The organism is Salmonella sp. 32100201201700099SM, assembly GCF_017572645.1.
Classification (GTDB): domain Bacteria; phylum Pseudomonadota; class Gammaproteobacteria; order Enterobacterales; family Enterobacteriaceae; genus Salmonella; species Salmonella enterica.
Map to the genome: position 1 here is coordinate 24,981 of NZ_JAGERQ010000018.1, position 20,141 is coordinate 45,121.

The following is a 20,141-nucleotide window of genomic DNA, read 5'->3' on the forward strand; positions in this document are numbered from 1 at the left end:
AGTATGAAAAAGCGAATCTGAAGGCGGAATTCGCCACGGCGCGCAATGAAGCAGGCATACTACCAAAATGGATCTATCTGGCAATTTATTGCGTTGCATCGGCATCACGTTTTAATTAGCGAGTATAGTCTTCGTAGCTATTTTTCCAATCTACCATGTAAAGTGAGGACAGGTTATGCAGGCGTTGATCTTAGAACAGCAGGACGGTAAAACCCTCGCATCCGTGCAACATCTCGAAGAGAGTCAACTGCCGGCAGGTGATGTGACGGTGGATGTCCACTGGTCCAGCCTGAATTATAAAGATGCTCTGGCTATCACCGGAAAAGGGAAAATTATCCGTCATTTTCCGATGATTCCTGGTATTGATTTCGCCGGCACCGTTCACGCAAGCGAAGATCCTCGCTTTCATGCAGGCCAGGAAGTACTACTGACTGGCTGGGGCGTGGGCGAAAACCACTGGGGCGGCCTGGCCGAACGCGCACGCGTTAAAGGCGACTGGCTGGTCGCGCTGCCTGCGGGACTGAGCAGCCGTAACGCCATGATCATCGGCACCGCCGGTTTTACCGCCATGCTGTGCGTCATGGCGCTTGAAGATGCAGGTATTCGCCCGCAAGACGGTGAGGTTGTCGTCACCGGCGCCAGCGGCGGTGTGGGCAGCACTGCCGTTGCATTACTGCATAAGCTGGGCTATCAGGTTGCAGCAGTATCAGGACGTGAAAGCACCCACGGCTATCTTAAGAGCCTGGGAGCTAACCGTATTCTCAGCCGCGATGAGTTTGCTGAATCTCGCCCGTTGGAAAAACAGCTGTGGGCCGGTGCAATTGATACCGTTGGCGATAAAGTGCTGGCGAAAGTCCTGGCACAGATGAACTATGGCGGTTGCGTGGCCGCCTGCGGCCTGGCGGGCGGCTTCGCGCTGCCGACCACCGTTATGCCATTCATTCTGCGTAATGTGCGTTTGCAAGGGGTGGACTCGGTGATGACCCCACCGGCACGTCGCGCAGAAGCCTGGGCGCGTTTGGTTAAGGATCTGCCGGAATCGTTCTATGCTCAGGCCGCCACAGAGATTACGCTGGCGGATGCGCCGAAGTTCGCCGATGCCATCATCAATAATCAGGTTCAGGGCCGTACGCTGGTGAAGATAAAATAACGTCACGTATAAAAAAATTTACACTTAATTAACTATTTATTTTTGCACATTGACACACTCCCTGTCATATTCACTACACGCCATGTTGTGGTGGGTAGACCGGGAGTCTGTGATGAAAAAGATACGTCCATTAACAGAAGCCGATGTGACTGCGGAATCGGCTTTTTTTATGCAGCGCCGACAGGTGCTAAAAGCATTAGGCATCAGCGCGGCCGCCTTATCCTTACCCTCAACGGCGCAGGCCGATCTCTTCAGTTGGTTTAAAGGCAACGATCGTCCGAAAGCGCCTGCCGGTAAACCGCTTGAGTTTAGTCAGCCTGCCGCCTGGCGAAGCGATTTAGCGTTAACGCCGGAAGATAAGGTGACGGGCTACAACAATTTCTATGAGTTTGGCCTTGATAAAGCCGACCCGGCGGCCAATGCCGGAAGTCTGAAAACCGAACCGTGGACGTTGAAAATCAGCGGGGAAGTCGCGAAACCATTTACGCTGGATTACGACGATTTAACACATCGTTTTCCATTAGAAGAGCGTATCTATCGAATGCGCTGCGTCGAAGCGTGGTCCATGGTCGTGCCGTGGATTGGTTTCCCTTTATATAAGCTACTCGCGCAGGCACAGCCCACCAGCCACGCTAAATATGTGGCATTCGAAACGCTATACGCGCCGGATGATATGCCAGGACAGAAAGATCGCTTTATTGGCGGCGGACTGAAATACCCTTATGTCGAAGGGCTACGTCTGGACGAAGCCATGCATCCGCTGACGCTGATGACCGTTGGCGTCTATGGTAAAGCGTTACCCCCGCAAAACGGCGCGCCCATTCGCCTCATCGTTCCATGGAAGTATGGTTTTAAAGGTATTAAATCTATTGTTAGCATTAAACTCACCCGCGAACGTCCGCCAACCACCTGGAATTTGTCGGCTCCCAACGAATATGGTTTTTATGCCAATGTGAACCCGCATGTGGATCATCCACGCTGGTCTCAGGCTACCGAACGCTTTATTGGTTCAGGCGGTATCCTTGATGTGCAAAGGCAGCCGACGCTGCTGTTTAACGGCTACGCCAATGAAGTCGCTTCGCTGTATCGCGGTCTCAATTTGCGGGAGAATTTTTAAGTGCGTCTGACAGTAAAACAGATAACCTGGCTAAAAGTTTGTCTGCATCTTGCCGGTTTTTTGCCGCTTCTGTGGCTCTTTTGGGCGATAAATCACGGTGGACTCAGCGCAGACCCGGTAAAGGATATCCAACACTTTACCGGTAGAACCGCGCTCAAATTTTTGCTCGCCACCTTGCTGGTTTCACCGCTGGCGCGCTACGCTAAACAGCCATTATTGATACGCACACGCCGCCTGTTAGGATTATGGTGTTTCGTTTGGGCGACACTGCATTTAACCAGCTATGCCTTGCTGGAACTGGGGATACATAACCTGGCGCTGTTAGGAAGCGAGTTGATTTCACGCCCTTATTTGACGCTTGGGATCATTAGCTGGCTGGTGTTATTGGCGCTGACGTTGACCTCAACGCAATTTGCGCAGCGTAAATTGGGCAAACGCTGGCAAACACTGCATAACGTCGTCTATCTTGTCGCGATCCTGGCTCCCATACATTACCTGTGGTCGGTAAAGATTTTATCACCGCAACCGGTCATCTACGCGGCATTAGCGTTAGCCCTTTTAGCGTTGCGTTACCGGAAGTTTCGCCAGTGGTGGCGCTAGTTTGGTGAACTGTGCGGTCGATTGCAAAACGCAAAACAGGTAATGTCCTTTTTATGTTTCGGGTTGATTATCTTCCCTGATAAGACCAGTATTTAGCTGCCAATTGCGACGAAATAGTTATAATGTGCGACTTTACATTCCCCAACGGCGATTTTCGTTCGCAGAAAGGGTGACAATCGTGCAATGAAGGTATATTTTGTTTTTTGCCCGAAAATAGCAGAAGATAGCCACACAATGACTGGCAAATCATGAATTTCACCTTCGGGTGCTACGGCATAACAGGCAAATCAAAGATGCGCGGTATTTTACCCGCGGCAGTCATTCACATGCTTTACAGACGGCGCTAAAACGCCTGTCACAATCACACTAAACAAAGAGTACGGAACCCACTCATGGATATTCGTAAGATTAAAAAACTGATCGAGCTGGTTGAAGAATCAGGTATCTCCGAACTGGAAATTTCTGAAGGCGAAGAATCTGTTCGCATCAGCCGCACAACGGCAAACGCCGGTTTCCCGGTGATGCAGCAGGCTTATGCGGCGCCGATGATGCAGCAACCCGCTCTGTCTAACGCTGTCGCGCCAGCGGCTACTCCAGCAATGGAAGCGCCTGCCGCAGCGGAAATCAGTGGTCACATCGTACGCTCCCCAATGGTTGGTACTTTCTACCGCACCCCAAGCCCGGACGCGAAAGCGTTCATCGAAGTGGGCCAGAAAGTGAACGTGGGCGATACCCTGTGCATCGTTGAAGCCATGAAAATGATGAACCAGATCGAAGCAGACAAAGCAGGCACTGTGAAAGCGATTCTGGTCGAAAGTGGTCAACCGGTAGAATTTGACGAGCCACTGGTCGTCATCGAGTAACGAGGCGAACATGTTGGATAAAATTGTCATCGCCAACCGCGGCGAGATCGCACTACGTATTCTTCGAGCCTGTAAAGAACTCGGCATCAAGACCGTCGCTGTGCACTCAAGCGCGGATCGCGATTTAAAACACGTATTGCTGGCGGATGAGACGGTCTGTATTGGCCCGGCACCGTCCGTAAAAAGTTATCTGAACATCCCGGCTATCATTAGCGCCGCTGAAATCACCGGCGCGGTGGCAATCCACCCGGGTTACGGCTTCCTTTCTGAGAACGCCAATTTTGCCGAGCAGGTTGAACGCTCCGGCTTTATCTTTATCGGCCCGAAAGCAGACACCATCCGCCTGATGGGCGATAAAGTGTCCGCGATTACCGCGATGAAAAAAGCGGGCGTGCCGACCGTACCAGGATCTGACGGCCCACTGGGCGACGATATGAATGCGAACCGCGCTCATGCCAAACGTATTGGCTATCCGGTGATCATCAAAGCGTCCGGCGGCGGCGGCGGCCGCGGTATGCGCGTGGTTCGTAGCGATGCTGAACTGGCGCAGTCCATCTCCATGACTAAAGCGGAAGCGAAAGCAGCTTTCAGCAACGACATGGTATACATGGAAAAATACCTGGAAAATCCACGCCACATCGAAATTCAGGTGCTGGCGGACGGCCAGGGCAACGCTATCTATCTGGCGGAACGCGACTGCTCCATGCAGCGTCGCCATCAGAAAGTGGTTGAAGAAGCCCCGGCGCCAGGCATTACGCCGGAACTGCGTCGCTATATCGGCGAACGCTGCGCGAAAGCGTGCGTAGACATCGGCTATCGCGGCGCAGGAACGTTCGAATTCCTGTTCGAAAACGGCGAGTTCTATTTCATCGAAATGAACACCCGTATTCAGGTTGAACACCCGGTAACTGAAATGATTACCGGCGTCGATTTGATCAAAGAGCAGTTGCGCATCGCGGCGGGTCAGCCACTGTCGATCACACAGGACGAAGTTGTCGTTCGAGGCCATGCGGTAGAATGCCGTATCAATGCCGAAGATCCGAACACCTTCCTGCCAAGCCCTGGCAAAATCACGCGCTTCCATGCGCCTGGCGGCTTTGGCGTTCGCTGGGAATCTCATATCTACGCGGGCTACACGGTGCCGCCGTACTATGATTCCATGATCGGCAAACTCATCTGCTACGGTGAAAACCGCGACGTGGCGATTGCCCGTATGAAAAATGCCCTGCAGGAACTGATTATCGATGGTATCAAAACCAATATCGATCTGCAGACCCGCATCATGAATGACGAGCACTTCCAGCACGGTGGAACCAACATCCACTATCTGGAGAAAAAACTCGGTCTTCAGGAAAAGTAATCGCACGTTAATCTCAAAAGGCCGGTGAATCCGGCCTTTTTTATTTCTGGGGATAGCGATGCCCCATCATGTACAATTCCCGCTTTCTTCACCCATAAGGGACAAAAAATGGACGCTCGTTTTGTTCAGGCCCATAAAGAGGCGCGCTGGGCGCTGTGGCTGACCCTTTGCTATCTGGCGGCATGGTTAGTGGCTGCTTACTTACCTGGAGACTCGCCGGGAATTACCGGTCTGCCGCACTGGTTCGAGATGGCCTGCTTATTGACGCCGCTGGTCTTTATTTTGCTGTGCTGGGCGATGGTGAAATTCATTTATCGCGATATTCCGCTGGAGGATGACGATGCAGCTTGAGGTCATTCTACCGCTGGTAGCCTATCTGGTCGTGGTCTTCGGGGTCTCGATTTACGCTATGCGCAAGCGTACCGCCGGCACCTTTTTAAACGAGTATTTTCTTGGCAGTCGTTCGATGGGCGGGATCGTGCTCGCGATGACGCTGACCGCCACCTATATTAGCGCCAGTTCATTTATCGGCGGTCCCGGCGCGGCTTATAAATATGGTCTGGGCTGGGTCTTGCTGGCGATGATCCAGCTTCCCGCCGTCTGGCTTTCACTGGGTATTCTGGGTAAAAAATTCGCTATCCTGGCGCGTCGCTATAATGCCGTCACGCTTAACGATATGCTATTCGCTCGTTACCAAAGCCGCCTGCTGGTGTGGTTAGCAAGCCTGAGTTTATTGGTCGCGTTTATTGGCGCAATGACCGTACAATTTATCGGCGGCGCGCGACTACTGGAAACCGCGGCGGGAATTCCCTACGAAACCGGCCTGCTAATATTTGGCGTCAGTATCGCACTCTATACGGCGTTTGGCGGCTTTCGCGCCAGCGTACTTAACGATACGCTACAGGGCCTGGTGATGCTGGTCGGCACGATAGTGCTGCTGGTGGGCGTGGTGCATGCGGCGGGCGGTTTACATCAGGCCGTTGACACGCTGCACGCTCTCGACCCCAAACTGGTAACGCCGCAGGGCGCCGATGACATACTTTCTCCCGCTTTTATGACCTCTTTTTGGGTACTGGTCTGTTTTGGCGTGATTGGCCTGCCGCATACGGCAGTGCGCTGCATTTCTTATAAAGACAGTAAAGCGGTACACCGGGGCATTATTATCGGTACGATTGTCGTGGCGATTTTAATGTTCGGGATGCACCTTGCCGGCGCGCTGGGTCGCGCGGTGCTTCCGGATCTGACGGTGCCGGATCTGGTGATCCCAACGCTAATGGTGAAAGTTTTGCCGCCGTTTGCCGCCGGGATCTTCCTTGCTGCGCCAATGGCGGCGATCATGTCAACAATTAACGCCCAACTGCTGCAAAGTTCCGCGACGATCATTAAAGATCTCTATCTCAACCTGCGTCCCGATCAGATGCAAAATGAGATCCGGCTGAAGCGTATGTCGGCAGCGATTACATTACTGCTAGGCGCGCTGTTGCTGCTGGCCGCGTGGAAACCGCCAGAGATGATCATTTGGCTCAACCTACTGGCGTTTGGCGGCCTGGAAGCGGTGTTCTTATGGCCGCTGGTACTGGGCCTTTACTGGGAGCGGGCAAACGCGGCAGGCGCGTTAAGCGCCATGATCGTGGGCGGCGTGCTATATGCCCTGCTTGCCACATTTAATATTCAGTACCTGGGCTTTCATCCGATTGTGCCCGCGTTACTGTTAAGTTTATTGGCTTTTCTGATCGGAAACCGATTCGGCTCTTCCGCTTCGCAAGCCACCGTATTGTCTACTGATAAATAAAGAGTTTTGCCATGCCATGGATCCAATTGAAACTGAATACCACCGGCGCGAATGCTGAAGAGCTAAGTGATGCGCTGATGGAAGCGGGCGCCGTTTCCATTACCTTTCAGGATACACACGATACGCCGGTTTTTGAGCCGTTGCCGGGCGAAACCCGTCTGTGGGGCGATACCGATGTGATCGGTCTGTTCGACGCCGAAACAGACATGAAAGACGTTGTCGCGATTCTGGAGCAACATCCACTGCTGGGTGCCGGATTTGCCCATAAAATCGAACAACTGGAAGATAAAGACTGGGAACGCGAATGGATGGATAATTTCCATCCGATGCGTTTTGGCGAGCGTCTGTGGATTTGTCCCAGCTGGCGTGACATTCCGGACGAGAATGCCGTCAACGTGATGCTCGACCCGGGACTGGCGTTCGGTACGGGTACGCACCCCACCACCTCTTTATGTCTGCAATGGCTGGACGGGCTCGATCTCAACGGCAAAACCGTGATCGACTTTGGCTGCGGTTCAGGCATTCTGGCGATTGCCGCGCTGAAGCTGGGAGCGGCAAAGGCGATTGGTATTGATATCGATCCGCAAGCTATTCAGGCCAGTCGCGATAATGCCGAACGCAACGGCGTGTCTGACCGGCTGGAGCTGTACCTGCCGAAAGACCAGCCAGAAGCCATGAAAGCCGACGTGGTCGTCGCTAACATCCTGGCAGGCCCATTACGCGAACTGGCCCCGTTAATCAGCGTACTGCCCGTTGAGGGCGGTCTGCTGGGGCTTTCAGGTATTCTCGCCAGCCAGGCGGAAAGCGTCTGTGATGCTTACGCCGAGCTTTTCACTCTCGACCCGGTCGTCGAAAAAGAAGAGTGGTGCCGCATTACTGGCCGTAAGAAATAATTCTTGTCAGCGTGGTCGCCCGGCCACGCTTTTCTCCACACAACTGCCTTAACGCCTTTCAGGCACCGAGACATCATTAAATTCATCAAATGAATGCCTGAAATAACTTCTTTGTCATTATCCGTCTGGATAAACAGCTGCTACCAGCGGACAAACGTACTGGCGCTTCAACGGCCCGCAGCCATCGCCCTCGTACTTAGTAAATGCTGTCCGGGTTGTTCTGCAGCATCCGCTAACGCTCTTTTTAGCGCAGCTGGAAAAATTTATGCGTGCCGTTCATGAACACAAAAGCGCATCTGTGCACCCCTTCCGACTGGCAATGGAGAAAAATCACGCGCAGCGGGAAGTGATCTTGTCCTGAAACGAGACGGCGATCCCATTCATTTGGGGTAATTAGCTTATAAAAAAAGCAGATTATTCCGCTTATCTTGTTTCTGGTCGAAGAAATAGAGAGAAGTTACGGGAATTTGTAAGCGCGTACAAAACCGCCGACAATAAATAACCCTATGATTTTACTGAATTATAAATTTATTTTGCTGTTTTTAAGCACGATTCATTGATCTACAACAGTGGATTGTTCAAAGTTTGGCCTTTCATCTCGTGCAAAAAATGCGTAATATACGCCGCCTTGCAGTCACAGTATGGTCATTTCTTAACTCATGCGCATCGGACAATATCAGCTCAGAAATCGCCTGATCGCAGCGCCCATGGCTGGCATTACTGACAGACCTTTCCGGACGCTGTGCTATGAGATGGGAGCAGGATTGACAGTATCCGAGATGATGTCTTCTAACCCGCAAGTGTGGGAAAGCGATAAATCTCGTTTACGGATGGTGCACGTTGATGAGCCAGGAATTCGCACGGTGCAAATTGCCGGTAGCGACCCTGTTGAGATGGCCGATGCCGCACGTATTAACGTGGAAAGCGGCGCCCAGATTATTGATATCAATATGGGGTGCCCGGCGAAGAAAGTGAATCGTAAGCTGGCAGGTTCAGCCCTCTTGCAGTACCCGGATTTAGTGAAGTCTATACTCATCGGGGTCGTAAACGCGGTGGACGTTCCTGTGACTCTCAAGATTCGCACCGGCTGGGCGCCGGAACACCGTAACTGCGTAGAGATTGCCCAACTGGCTGAAGATTGTGGTATTCAGGCCCTGACCATCCATGGCCGCACCCGCGCCTGTTTGTTCAACGGAGAAGCTGAATACGACAGTATTCGGGCAGTTAAGCAGAAAGTTTCCATTCCGATTATCGCGAATGGCGACATTACTAACCCGCATAAAGCCAGAGCTGTTCTCGACTATACAGGGGCGGATGCCCTGATGATAGGCCGCGCAGCTCAGGGAAGACCCTGGATCTTTCGGGAAATCCAGCATTATCTGGACACTGGGGAGCTGCTTCCGCCGCTGCCGCTGGCAGAGGTAAAGCGCTTGCTTTGCACGCATGTTCGGGAACTGCATGACTTTTACGGTCAGGCAAAAGGGTACCGAATCGCGCGTAAACACGTCTCCTGGTATCTCCAGGAACACGCTCCAGACGACCAGTTTCGGCGCACATTCAACGCTATTGAGGACGCCAGCGAACAGCTGGAGGCGTTGGAGGCATACTTCGAAAATTTTGCGTAAACAGAAATAAAGAGCTGACAGAACTATGTTCGAACAACGCGTAAATTCTGACGTACTGACCGTTTCTACCGTTAACTCTCAGGATCAGGTAACCCAAAAACCCCTGCGTGACTCGGTTAAACAGGCACTGAAGAACTATTTTGCTCAACTGAATGGTCAGGACGTTAATGACCTGTATGAGCTGGTACTGGCTGAAGTAGAACAGCCCCTGTTGGACATGGTGATGCAATACACCCGTGGTAACCAGACCCGTGCTGCTCTGATGATGGGCATCAACCGTGGTACGCTGCGTAAAAAATTAAAAAAATACGGCATGAACTAATTTCGATTAGCTAACTGCTTGTTTAAAAAGGCGCTACTCGGCATGGGGAAGCGCCTTTTTTATACGCATTACATGGAATTTGGTCATGAAAGCGGAATGTGAACCTCAGTACTTTGGCGATGAATCGAAGAAGATTATTCACGGTGACGCGCTAACAGAACTTAAAAAACTGCCTTCTGAAAGCATTGACTTAATTTTTGCCGATCCGCCTTACAATATCGGAAAAGATTTCGACGGTATGGTGGAATCCTGGGACGAAGCGTCTTTTCTGGCCTGGCTGTATGAATGCATTGACGAGTGCCACCGCGTACTGAAGAAACACGGCACCATGTACATCATGAATAGCACAGAAAATATGCCGTATATCGATCTCAAATGCCGAACGCTTTTTACCATCAAAAGCCGTATCGTCTGGTCCTATGATAGTTCCGGGGTGCAGGCGAAAAAATACTTTGGTTCTATGTATGAACCGATCCTGATGATGGTAAAAAACCCGAAAAGCTATACCTTTAACCGTGACGCGATTCTGGTCGAGACCACTACGGGCGCTAAGCGCGCGCTAATCGATTATCGAAAAAACCCGCCCCAACCATACAATCAGAAAAAAGTGCCGGGCAACGTCTGGTCATTTCCTCGCGTACGTTATCTGATGGATGAATATGAAAACCATCCTACGCAAAAGCCCAGCGCGCTGTTAAAACGGATCATACTGGCCCTTCTAACCCGAGCGATACCGTATTGGACCCTTTCGCGGGCAGTTTCACCACAGGCGCTGTCGCAGCGGCGTCAGGTCGTAAGTTTATCGGTATTGAACTCAATAATGAGTACGTAAAAATGGGGCTCAGAAGATTGAGCGTCACTTCGCATTATTCAGAAAATGAACTTGCAAAAGTCAAAAAGAGAAAAACACAAAACCTGTCCAAAAAGCAGCGAAATGTCGGGATAAACGCGCTATCTTCAGAGAAGTAAAAGCATTGTAAGTCCGCTTTTCAGCGTCAAAATTTCATGTATATTCCCAGCACGCATGGGCATGAATACACAGGATTTGACGATGATACGTAAGTATTGGTGGCTGGTTGTTTTTGCCGTCTCCGTTTTTCTTTTTGATGCGCTTTTGATGCAATGGATCGAATTGATGGCGACTGAACAGGATAAGTGCCGAAACATGGATTCGGTTAACCCTCTTAAATTGATCAATTGTACCGATCTGGAGTAGCGAATCGGGCGATTTAACCTATGATTATTTATCACCCGGATTTCTTTTATCCCTTATAAAAACAGGGAATTAAAACACGTTGAGGATAAAAGAAGGGGTGATACTGTCTCGTCCTGTTCTTTTCCTGCATAACCAATGAGCTAATGATACATGCCGGTTAGTAAGTACAACCACATCCTTGTGGCGGTTTCATTTGCTGTCGCTATTTTTGCGTCCTATACCGCATTAAATATGGCCGGACGCATAGCCGGAAGCGCCCGATCAAACGCCAGAATATGGCTAATGGGCGGCGGCTTCGCGCTGGGCGTCGGTATTTGGGCGATGCATTTTGTCGGGATGCTGGCGATGGATCACGCGATGAACATGCGCTTCGATCCGTTCCTCACCGGCCTCTCCATGCTGATCGCGATCGGCTCCTCCCTGTTTGCGCTATGGCTGGTTAGCGCTGAAAAACTGCGCCTGCGCCGTTTACTGCCGGGCGCGCTGGTGATGGGACTGGGCATCAGCGCAATGCATTATACCGGGATGGCGGCGCTGCAATTTGCTTCCATTATCGTTTGGAATAGCGCGTGGGTTGCCCTCTCTATCATTATCGCGCTACTGGCGTCCTGCGGCGCGCTGTGGCTCACGTTCCGCCTGCGTAATGAGGGAACAGATGTCGCCCTGAGGCGAGCAGGCGCCGCGGTATTAATGGGGATAGCTATCGCCGGCATGCATTACGCCGGCATGAAGGCCGCACACTTTCCCCAAAACTGGCCGATGGAACATCGTGGCGTCGATAGCAACTGGCTGGCTGTTCTTGTCAGCGTGGTCGCGCTGACTATCCTGGGTATTACTCTGCTGGTTTCTTTATTTGACGCCCGGCTTCAGGCCCGTACCGCACTACTTGCCTCTTCGCTGGCGCAGGCGAACCAGGAACTGGCGCAGTTGGCGCTGCATGATACGCTCACCCGTTTACCAAACCGGGTACTTCTTGAGGATCGTCTGGAACAGGCCATCAGCAAAGCGAATCGGGAAGGCACGTCTTTCGCGCTACTGTTTATGGATCTGGATGGCTTTAAAGCCGTTAATGACGCTTATGGTCATGATATCGGCGATAAGCTACTGGTGGCGGTCACGCATCGTCTGAACCAACCGCTGAGCGGGCAGTTTACCCTGGCGCGGATTGGCGGCGACGAATTTGTGCTGCTTGCGGAAGTTAGCGCGCCTGACGAAGCGGCTTCCCTTGCCAGCGCGCTGGTACATTCGATAGATGCGCCCTTTACGATAGATCCGTACGAACTGGTCGTCACCCTTAGCGTGGGAATAGCGCTCTATCCGCTGGACGGAAAAAACGAACGGGAACTGATGTTCAACGCCGATGCCGCGATGTACCACACGAAGCATACGGGGCGTAACGGATACCATTTCTTTCAGCCATCAATGAATATGCTGGCGCAAACCCAACTTCAGCTAATGAATGACCTGTGGCTGGCGCTGGAAAGACAAGAGCTCAGGCTGGTGTATCAGCCTAAATTTCAGGCCCCTGCCGGCCCCATTGTAGGATTTGAGGCCCTGTTGCGCTGGTATCATCCAAAACAAGGCGTACTGAATCCTGACCAGTTTTTACCGCTGGCGGAAAAAACGGGTCTTATCGTCACTATCGGTAGCTGGGTGATAGACGAGGCGTGTCGACAGCTCCGCGAGTGGCACTTACAGGGATACGCCTTATGGTCAGTGGCGGTAAACCTGTCCGCCTTACAATTTGAGCAGCCCGGGCTTGTGGACACCATTACGCGGAGCCTGGCCCAACACAGTATCCGTCCCGATTTATTGATTCTGGAAATCACCGAAACCACGGCGATGAATAAGCCGGAGCAAAGCGTCGCTATACTCACCAGATTAACGGAAATGGGGGTTAAGGCCTCTATTGACGACTTTGGCACCGGTTATTCCAGCCTTCTCTATCTGAAACGTCTTCCGGCGTGCGAACTAAAAATTGATCGCGCTTTCGTACATGAACTCAGCGAGGCAGGCGACGGCGCGACCATTGTTGCGGCTATTGTCGCGCTGGCGAAAGCGTTAAATCTGCAAATTGTGGCAGAAGGGGTAGAGAATGAAACGCAGCAACAATTTTTGACCCAGTTAGGATGCCATACGCTTCAGGGGTTCCTGCTTGGCAAGCCGCGTACGGCAGAGGAAATTGCTCGCGATATTCGGGATCCTGCCAATATATTCACAAGGTCAATATATAATATCAACTCAAAATAATCTCAGGCTTCTTCCGCCTGTTGTTCATTTGGCATTAATTGCCTCACACTGCCATCCGGGCTTAGCATTTTTAATACATTATCGACTAATGCAGGCGCCTGCTTATAAAGATCATAACTTGTGGGATTCATTAACCAGTTTTTTACTATTCCGCTAAAACTACCATGCAGAATAATTAATATGACATCCAGATCAAGACTGCCTGAGATCAGTTTTTTATCCATACATCGCTGTAATACTTCAAGCAGCGACTGATGATGGAAACCCATCTTCTCCCGAATGGCCTGTTCCGATATCATACCATTATGGAATTCACATTTATGATATAAAATCTGCATTAATGCCTGCTGACGAGGCACTGCCGCAATATATTGTAAGGCTGCAATAAATTTCTCTCGTGGATCCTGTAAAGGATTATCATTCCAGCATCCCGTAAGCCTATCCTGAATAAGTTCGCGTAAAGGTGGTTGCTGTAACCAAACCTCATTAAACAACTGCGTTTTATTCTCAAAGTGCCAGTAGATGGCGCCCCGCGTGACATCAGCGGCATCAGCGATATCATTCAACGTCGTGTTGGCAACGCCGCGCAAAGCGAACTGCGCAATAGCGGTTTCAATCAAATGTTGCCGCGTTTTAAGCGCATCCGCCTTCGTTTTCTTCGCCATAATTAAGATATCCTGGACCATAAAAACGATAAATACGCTGATAAAATACTCAGCACAAAAAACAACTTTATCATGTCCTTTTTAGTCAGACGAGAGACAGCTATTTTTATTTCGCACAATATCGCCAAATCAATAATAAAAACAAATAAATTAATAAAACACATTCATATAAAATATATATTTCTATTTATGTTATTCAACATCATGATTTTACTAATCGGGACATTATGAAACGACAGGGAATAGTTCTTTTTTTTTGCTTTTATGTGCCGTGAACCCCATCCCAAAATAAGTATTGCTTACATCACAAGCTAATAATTTGTAGGATACCCCACTGCTATTCTATTTTTCGCGCGTTAACGCCTTACCGTTATCCGGTGAATAACGAGCTTTCGGTTTTTTAAGGAACAGTAATGACGAAACATGCCAGGTTTTCACTCCTGCCCTCATTCATCATATTCTCTGCTGCGCTGCTGGCCGGTTGTAATGACCAGGGAGATACCCAGGCTCATGCCGGCGAGCCGCAAGTCACCGTCCATGTGGTCGAAACAGCGCCGCTAGCCGTAACGACCGAACTTCCCGGACGTACGTCCGCATTTCGCATTGCGGAGGTTCGCCCCCAGGTGAGCGGGATCGTACTTAAAAGAAACTTCACCGAAGGTAGCGATGTAGAGGCCGGACAGTCGCTTTATCAGATCGATCCTGCCACTTATCAGGCCGATTATGACAGCGCTAAAGGCGAACTTGCTAAAAGCGAAGCGGCTGCGGCTATCGCGCACCTGACGGTCAAACGCTATGTTCCACTGGTCGGCACAAAATATATCAGCCAACAGGAATATGATCAGGCGATTGCCGACGCCCGCCAGGCCGATGCCGCCGTTGTGGCGGCAAAAGCCGCTGTTGAAAGCGCGCGTATTAACCTTGCGTATACCAAAGTCACCTCACCCATCAGCGGCCGTATAGGAAAATCTAATGTGACTGAAGGCGCGCTGGTGACTAATGGTCAGTCAACTGAACTGGCTACCGTGCAACAACTCGACCCGATTTATGTCGACGTGACGCAATCAAGCAACGACTTTATGCGACTCAAGCAATCCGTCGAACAAGGTAACCTGCATAAAGACAGCGCCAGTAGCACGGTTCAACTGGTAATGGAAAATGGTCAGGTCTACCCGATTAAAGGCACGCTGCAATTTTCCGACGTTACCGTAGATGAAAGCACCGGCTCTATCACGCTCAGGGCGGTGTTCCCTAACCCGCAACACAGTCTGCTTCCCGGTATGTTTGTGCGCGCCCGCATTGATGAAGGCGTCCAGCCCAATGCCATCCTTGTCCCCCAGCAGGGCGTAACCCGCACGCCGCGCGGCGACGCAATGGTGATGGTGGTTAACGATAAAAGCCAGGTCGAAGCCCGCAATGTCGTGGCGGCGCAGGCTATTGGCGATAAATGGCTCATCAGCGAAGGGTTAAAACCGGGCGATAAGGTCATCGTCAGCGGCTTACAAAAAGCGCGACCGGGCGTCCAGGTGAAAGCCACTACCGATGCTCCTGCAGCGAAAACGGCGCAATAAGGTAACCGTACATGGCAAACTTTTTTATTAGACGTCCTATTTTCGCCTGGGTTCTGGCCATTATCCTGATGATGGCTGGCGCACTGGCAATAATGCAACTTCCCGTTGCGCAGTATCCAACCATTGCGCCGCCAGCGGTTTCTATTTCTGCAACCTATCCTGGCGCGGATGCGCAGACGGTACAGGATACGGTTACTCAGGTTATCGAACAAAATATGAACGGTATCGATAACCTGATGTATATGTCCTCTACCAGCGACTCTGCTGGTAGCGTGACCATCACTCTGACCTTCCAGTCCGGAACCGATCCGGATATCGCGCAGGTTCAGGTGCAAAATAAATTGCAGCTCGCCACGCCTTTACTGCCGCAAGAAGTCCAGCAGCAGGGGATTAGCGTTGAAAAATCCAGCAGCAGCTTTTTGATGGTCGCCGGGTTCGTCTCGGATAATCCGAACACTACCCAGGACGACATCTCTGACTATGTCGCCTCTAACATTAAGGATTCTATCAGCCGTCTGAACGGCGTGGGCGACGTTCAGCTATTTGGCGCACAGTACGCCATGCGTATCTGGCTGGATGCGAATCTGCTAAATAAATACCAGCTCACGCCAGTTGACGTCATCAACCAGTTAAAAGTACAGAACGACCAGATTGCGGCAGGCCAACTGGGCGGTACGCCAGCATTACCGGGCCAGCAGCTTAACGCCTCAATCATCGCCCAAACGCGTCTGAAAGATCCGGAAGAGTTCGGCAAAGTTACGTTGCGCGTCAATACCGACGGCTCTGTCGTCCATCTCAAAGATGTCGCGCGTATTGAGCTTGGCGGTGAAAACTATAACGTTGTAGCGCGCATTAACGGTAAACCGGCCTCCGGTCTCGGTATTAAACTGGCGACCGGCGCTAACGCGCTGGATACCGCAACCGCAATCAAAGCGAAACTGGCGGAACTGCAGCCTTTCTTCCCTCAGGGAATGAAGGTGGTTTATCCTTATGACACTACGCCCTTCGTAAAAATATCTATCCACGAAGTGGTAAAAACGCTATTTGAAGCGATTATTCTGGTGTTCCTGGTAATGTATCTGTTCTTACAGAATATCCGGGCAACCCTGATTCCTACCATCGCTGTTCCTGTCGTGTTGCTAGGCACTTTTGCGGTACTCGCCGCCTTTGGCTATTCCATCAATACCCTGACGATGTTCGGCATGGTACTGGCGATAGGGCTGCTGGTTGACGATGCGATAGTGGTCGTAGAAAACGTTGAACGTGTAATGATGGAGGATAACCTTTCTCCCCGAGAGGCGACGGAAAAATCCATGTCGCAGATTCAAGGAGCGCTGGTAGGTATCGCGATGGTACTGTCTGCAGTATTTATCCCGATGGCCTTTTTTGGCGGCTCGACCGGGGCAATTTATCGCCAGTTCTCTATTACTATTGTTTCAGCAATGGCGCTATCCGTTCTGGTTGCGTTGATTCTGACGCCAGCGCTATGCGCTACGCTGCTTAAACCCGTATCTGCTGAACATCACGAGAAAAAAAGCGGCTTCTTTGGCTGGTTCAATACCAGGTTTGACCACAGCGTTAACCACTATACTAACAGCGTAAGCGGCATCGTGCGTAATACGGGTCGCTATCTCATTATCTATCTACTTATTGTAGTCGGAATGGCGGTTCTGTTTTTACGCCTCCCGACCTCCTTCCTGCCGGAAGAAGATCAGGGGGTATTCCTGACCATGATTCAGCTCCCCTCTGGCGCTACGCAAGAACGTACGCAGAAAGTGCTGGATCAAGTCACTCATTACTACCTGAATAATGAAAAAGCGAACGTCGAAAGCGTGTTTACCGTAAACGGCTTTAGCTTTAGCGGTCAGGGACAAAACTCAGGGATGGCATTTGTCAGCCTTAAACCCTGGGAAGAGCGTAACGGTGAAGAAAATAGCGTCGAAGCCGTTATCGCCAGAGCGACACGCGCCTTCAGCCAGATTCGCGACGGGTTGGTGTTCCCCTTCAACATGCCGGCAATTGTCGAGTTAGGTACCGCGACAGGTTTCGACTTTGAACTGATTGATCAGGGAGGACTCGGTCACGATGCGTTAACAAAAGCGCGTAATCAACTCCTGGGTATGGTCGCGAAGCATCCTGATCTATTAGTGCGCGTACGCCCGAACGGGCTGGAAGACACGCCACAGTTCAAGCTGGATGTCGATCAAGAAAAAGCGCAGGCGCTCGGTGTTTCGCTGTCTGATATCAACGAAACCATCTCCGCGGCGTTGGGCGGCTATTACGTTAACGACTTTATCGATCGCGGACGAGTGAAAAAAGTATACGTTCAGGCTGACGCTCAGTTCCGTATGCTGCCGGGAGATATCAACAATCTTTATGTACGCAGCGCCAATGGCGAGATGGTGCCCTTCTCTACCTTTAGCTCAGCACGGTGGATTTATGGTTCGCCACGCCTGGAACGCTATAACGGGATGCCGTCAATGGAACTGCTCGGCGAAGCAGCGCCCGGACGAAGTACCGGTGAAGCAATGTCGTTAATGGAAAACCTGGCTTCACAGCTGCCAAACGGTATTGGCTATGACTGGACAGGTATGTCGTATCAGGAACGGTTGTCAGGTAACCAGGCGCCGGCGCTATACGCAATCTCACTCATTGTCGTTTTCCTCTGCCTTGCCGCTCTGTATGAAAGCTGGTCAATTCCGTTCTCGGTAATGCTGGTCGTACCGCTCGGCGTGGTTGGCGCTCTGCTTGCAGCGTCATTGCGCGGTCTGAACAATGACGTTTACTTCCAGGTTGGCTTGTTAACCACTATTGGCCTTTCTGCTAAAAACGCCATCCTGATTGTCGAGTTCGCCAAAGATCTCATGGAAAAAGAAGGACGTGGATTGATTGAAGCGACGCTGGAAGCATCCCGTATGCGTTTACGTCCTATTCTAATGACCTCGCTGGCCTTTATTCTCGGGGTAATGCCGTTAGTTATCAGTCGTGGCGCAGGTAGTGGTGCACAGAACGCAGTAGGCACAGGGGTTATGGGGGGAATGTTAACCGCAACCTTATTAGCTATCTTCTTCGTGCCAGTATTCTTCGTTGTTGTAAAACGCCGATTTAATCGCCATCATGATTAACCGGTAAACAGAGGCGTCTTCGGACGCCTTTTTAAACGGTACGTCTTTATCTCCGCTATTCCCCCTCTCCGCTTACTTTTGCATTCTCCATAGTTTTTACAATTCACATGAATTGAGATGATTCCTCATGTCGGCCATTTTTTCTGTGGTGGTAAAATAACTCTCGTTTTCGCAGCGGTTAGAGCCAGCATTTACGTTGCTGTACTTCGCGAAACGCTGATTAATGAGGTAACACCATGAAAAGACTAATTCCAGTTGCATTGCTTACCACCTTATTGGCAGGTTGTGCACATGATTCTCCTTGCGTACCAGTTTATGACGATCAAGGGCGACTGGTTCATACCAATACATGTATGAAAGGTACTACGCAGGATAACTGGGAGACAGCAGGCGCTATTGCTGGCGGCGCTGCGGCGGTAGCAGGGTTGACGATGGGTATCATTGCGCTTTCTAAATGATACATGCAGGCGCGGCAATGCCGCGTTTTCAGTAATCGTAAGGATACTCAGCGACGTAATCTATTCAGCCTGTCCCCCGAAAGTTAACACGATAAAACGCTCTCTTTTCTTACTCGCCCATCCCGATAGTATTTATTCTATTCCTTGTCCGATGCAGACAAAATTGTAGCTTGATAGCATCGTAAGCCGCATTACAAACACGCTTTATACAGTAAGACTTAGAGCGTGGTCATTAGGCGTAATTATTACAGACAGTCTGGATATAAACCGGAGCATACACGTAATACATGAGGATTTTGAGCACTGTCCCAGGGCCAAACTGGCAAATAAATAGCCTAATGGGCCAGATTCTTAGCCCTCAGCGAATATCTCTATTGCTTATTAGAGGCGTAAGTAAAAGCCGTTTGTACATCTACTTCAGCACGGTTCACATTGGATGGTTCAGGCGGATATATGGCGGGAAATCACGTTTACTAAACGGTTTTTATCCACTCTACGAAGATGTTTAAAACGCGTCGGCGTCATTACCCGATAACTTTTTCCATAGAGAGATAAACGCAAAAAGGCCCAATCTTTCGATTGGGCCCTTTGCTTTATTTGATGTACGGCAGTTTATGGCGGGCGTCCTGCCCGCCACCCTCCGGGCCGTTGCTGCGCAACGTTCAAATCCGCTCCCGGCGGATTTCTCCTCCTCAGGAGAGTGCTCACCGACAGACCACAGATAAAACAAAAGGCCCTGTCTTCCGACAGGGCCCTTCGTTTTATTTGATGCCTGGCAGTTCCCTACTCTCGCATGGGGAGACCCCACACTACCATCGGCGCTACGGCGTTTCACTTCTGAGTTCGGCATGGGGTCAGGTGGGACCACCGCGCTACTGCCGCCAGACAAATTCTTTTTCAAATGCCGAACTTTAACCGTATTAAGTGGTGCTGATACCCAGAGTCGAACTGGGGACCTCACCCTTACCAAGGGTGCGCTCTACCAACTGAGCCATATCAGCACACTAAATTTGATGCCTGGCAGTTCCCTACTCTCGCATGGGGAGACCCCACACTACCATCGGCGCTACGGCGTTTCACTTCTGAGTTCGGCATGGGGTCAGGTGGGACCACCGCGCTACTGCCGCCAGGCAA

At 51.0% G+C, this 20,141-nt stretch carries 16 protein-coding genes, 1 tRNA gene, 2 rRNA genes and 1 pseudogene; 16 read left to right on the forward strand and 4 right to left on the reverse strand.

All coding sequences use genetic code 11. The features are described from left to right. Positions 1–175 precede the first annotated feature (175 nt). From J4685_RS21720 to J4685_RS21780, 13 genes and pseudogenes are all read left to right on the forward strand, one after another. Positions 176–1,150 carry an MDR family oxidoreductase gene (locus tag J4685_RS21720; RefSeq protein ID WP_001148246.1) on the forward strand — a complete coding sequence of 325 codons (975 nt, stop codon included), beginning with the start codon at positions 176–178 and terminating at the stop codon, positions 1,148–1,150. A 112-nt stretch (positions 1,151–1,262) separates the two neighbouring features. After that, complete coding sequence (gene msrP / locus J4685_RS21725) at positions 1,263–2,267, forward strand: protein-methionine-sulfoxide reductase catalytic subunit MsrP (RefSeq protein WP_000723876.1); 1,005 nt, start codon at positions 1,263–1,265, stop codon at positions 2,265–2,267. Further along, a complete protein-coding gene (gene msrQ, locus J4685_RS21730; protein WP_001241496.1) occupies positions 2,268–2,867 on the forward strand; it encodes a protein-methionine-sulfoxide reductase heme-binding subunit MsrQ in 600 nt (199 codons plus the stop codon). A 392-nt stretch (positions 2,868–3,259) separates the two neighbouring features. Continuing rightward, positions 3,260–3,730: an acetyl-CoA carboxylase biotin carboxyl carrier protein gene (gene accB / locus J4685_RS21735; protein ID WP_000354626.1), complete on the forward strand. Its 471-nt coding sequence runs from the start codon at positions 3,260–3,262 to the stop codon at positions 3,728–3,730. Positions 3,731–3,740: 10 nt separating this feature from the next. Continuing rightward, positions 3,741–5,090 carry an acetyl-CoA carboxylase biotin carboxylase subunit gene (gene accC / locus J4685_RS21740; protein ID WP_000884627.1) on the forward strand — a complete coding sequence of 450 codons (1,350 nt, stop codon included), beginning with the start codon at positions 3,741–3,743 and terminating at the stop codon, positions 5,088–5,090. Positions 5,091–5,198: 108 nt separating this feature from the next. After that, positions 5,199–5,441 carry a YhdT family protein gene (locus J4685_RS21745; protein WP_000340016.1) on the forward strand — a complete coding sequence of 81 codons (243 nt, stop codon included), beginning with the start codon at positions 5,199–5,201 and terminating at the stop codon, positions 5,439–5,441. Further along, positions 5,431–6,882, forward strand: a complete 1,452-nt coding sequence (gene panF, locus J4685_RS21750) for a sodium/pantothenate symporter (protein WP_001175744.1) — start codon at positions 5,431–5,433, stop codon at positions 6,880–6,882. The genes J4685_RS21745 and panF overlap by 11 nt, the downstream gene beginning before the upstream one ends. 11 nt (positions 6,883–6,893) lie before the next feature. Further along, positions 6,894–7,775, forward strand: a complete 882-nt coding sequence (prmA, locus tag J4685_RS21755) for a 50S ribosomal protein L11 methyltransferase (protein WP_001145849.1) — start codon at positions 6,894–6,896, stop codon at positions 7,773–7,775. Positions 7,776–8,434: 659 nt separating this feature from the next. Continuing rightward, on the forward strand, positions 8,435–9,400 hold the full coding sequence (gene dusB / locus J4685_RS21760; protein WP_001219664.1) for a tRNA dihydrouridine synthase DusB: 966 nt from the start codon (positions 8,435–8,437) through the stop codon (positions 9,398–9,400). Between the two features lie 25 nt (positions 9,401–9,425). Then, positions 9,426–9,722 carry a DNA-binding transcriptional regulator Fis gene (fis, locus tag J4685_RS21765; protein WP_000462905.1) on the forward strand — a complete coding sequence of 99 codons (297 nt, stop codon included), beginning with the start codon at positions 9,426–9,428 and terminating at the stop codon, positions 9,720–9,722. 85 nt (positions 9,723–9,807) lie between these two features. After that, positions 9,808–10,691 (forward strand): annotated as a pseudogene (gene yhdJ / locus J4685_RS21770) (adenine-specific DNA-methyltransferase). 82 nt (positions 10,692–10,773) lie between these two features. Then, positions 10,774–10,938: a DUF2556 family protein gene (locus J4685_RS21775; protein ID WP_000620015.1), complete on the forward strand. Its 165-nt coding sequence runs from the start codon at positions 10,774–10,776 to the stop codon at positions 10,936–10,938. A gap of 150 nt (positions 10,939–11,088) precedes the next feature. Continuing rightward, positions 11,089–13,188: a putative bifunctional diguanylate cyclase/phosphodiesterase gene (locus J4685_RS21780; protein WP_001145365.1), complete on the forward strand. Its 2,100-nt coding sequence runs from the start codon at positions 11,089–11,091 to the stop codon at positions 13,186–13,188. 2 nt (positions 13,189–13,190) lie between these two features. Here the strand turns inward: J4685_RS21780 and envR are convergent, their stop codons facing one another. Beyond that, positions 13,191–13,853, reverse strand: a complete 663-nt coding sequence (gene envR, locus J4685_RS21785; RefSeq protein ID WP_001085729.1) for an acrEF/envCD operon transcriptional regulator — start codon at positions 13,851–13,853, stop codon at positions 13,191–13,193. Between the two features lie 413 nt (positions 13,854–14,266). On the opposite strand from envR, the gene J4685_RS21790 reads away from it, so the two are divergent. The 3 genes from J4685_RS21790 to J4685_RS21800 all read left to right on the forward strand — a co-directional run bounded on the left by J4685_RS21790 (position 14,267) and on the right by J4685_RS21800 (position 19,007). Further along, complete coding sequence (locus J4685_RS21790; protein ID WP_000160383.1) at positions 14,267–15,424, forward strand: efflux RND transporter periplasmic adaptor subunit; 1,158 nt, start codon at positions 14,267–14,269, stop codon at positions 15,422–15,424. Between the two features lie 11 nt (positions 15,425–15,435). Further along, the gene (locus tag J4685_RS21795) at positions 15,436–18,549 is read left to right on the forward strand and encodes an efflux RND transporter permease subunit (protein WP_001273283.1); all 3,114 of its coding nucleotides are present in this window, start codon (positions 15,436–15,438) and stop codon (positions 18,547–18,549) included. Between the two features lie 236 nt (positions 18,550–18,785). Further along, positions 18,786–19,007, forward strand: coding sequence for a membrane protein (locus tag J4685_RS21800; protein ID WP_000825645.1), 222 nt, complete (start codon positions 18,786–18,788; stop codon positions 19,005–19,007). Positions 19,008–19,777: 770 nt separating this feature from the next. Here the strand turns inward: J4685_RS21800 and rrf (J4685_RS21805) are convergent. The 3 genes from rrf (J4685_RS21805) to rrf (J4685_RS21815) all read right to left on the reverse strand — a co-directional run bounded on the left by rrf (J4685_RS21805) (position 19,778) and on the right by rrf (J4685_RS21815) (position 20,138). Continuing rightward, a 5S ribosomal RNA gene (rrf, locus tag J4685_RS21805) occupies positions 19,778–19,893 on the reverse strand. Positions 19,894–19,932: 39 nt separating this feature from the next. Further along, positions 19,933–20,008: transfer RNA gene (locus tag J4685_RS21810), tRNA-Thr, on the reverse strand. Positions 20,009–20,022: 14 nt separating this feature from the next. Then, a 5S ribosomal RNA gene (rrf, locus tag J4685_RS21815) occupies positions 20,023–20,138 on the reverse strand. Between the last annotated feature and the right edge of the window lie 3 nt (positions 20,139–20,141).

What these genes read in the sequence shown, in the direction of transcription:
- panF (WP_001175744.1), top strand. Translation starts at nt 5,431, where the DNA reads ATGCAGCTTGAGGTCATTCTACCGCTGGTAGCCTATCTGGTCGTGGTC.
- accB (WP_000354626.1), top strand. Translation starts at nt 3,260, where the DNA reads ATGGATATTCGTAAGATTAAAAAACTGATCGAGCTGGTTGAAGAATCA.
- J4685_RS21795 (WP_001273283.1), top strand. Translation starts at nt 15,436, where the DNA reads ATGGCAAACTTTTTTATTAGACGTCCTATTTTCGCCTGGGTTCTGGCC.
- J4685_RS21775 (WP_000620015.1), top strand. Translation starts at nt 10,774, where the DNA reads ATGATACGTAAGTATTGGTGGCTGGTTGTTTTTGCCGTCTCCGTTTTT.
- fis (WP_000462905.1), top strand. Translation starts at nt 9,426, where the DNA reads ATGTTCGAACAACGCGTAAATTCTGACGTACTGACCGTTTCTACCGTT.
- accC (WP_000884627.1), top strand. Translation starts at nt 3,741, where the DNA reads ATGTTGGATAAAATTGTCATCGCCAACCGCGGCGAGATCGCACTACGT.
- J4685_RS21745 (WP_000340016.1), top strand. Translation starts at nt 5,199, where the DNA reads ATGGACGCTCGTTTTGTTCAGGCCCATAAAGAGGCGCGCTGGGCGCTG.
- prmA (WP_001145849.1), top strand. Translation starts at nt 6,894, where the DNA reads ATGCCATGGATCCAATTGAAACTGAATACCACCGGCGCGAATGCTGAA.
- J4685_RS21720 (WP_001148246.1), top strand. Translation starts at nt 176, where the DNA reads ATGCAGGCGTTGATCTTAGAACAGCAGGACGGTAAAACCCTCGCATCC.
- envR (WP_001085729.1), bottom strand. Translation starts at nt 13,853, where the DNA reads ATGGCGAAGAAAACGAAGGCGGATGCGCTTAAAACGCGGCAACATTTG.
- J4685_RS21800 (WP_000825645.1), top strand. Translation starts at nt 18,786, where the DNA reads ATGAAAAGACTAATTCCAGTTGCATTGCTTACCACCTTATTGGCAGGT.
- dusB (WP_001219664.1), top strand. Translation starts at nt 8,435, where the DNA reads ATGCGCATCGGACAATATCAGCTCAGAAATCGCCTGATCGCAGCGCCC.
- J4685_RS21780 (WP_001145365.1), top strand. Translation starts at nt 11,089, where the DNA reads ATGCCGGTTAGTAAGTACAACCACATCCTTGTGGCGGTTTCATTTGCT.
- msrP (WP_000723876.1), top strand. Translation starts at nt 1,263, where the DNA reads ATGAAAAAGATACGTCCATTAACAGAAGCCGATGTGACTGCGGAATCG.
- J4685_RS21790 (WP_000160383.1), top strand. Translation starts at nt 14,267, where the DNA reads ATGACGAAACATGCCAGGTTTTCACTCCTGCCCTCATTCATCATATTC.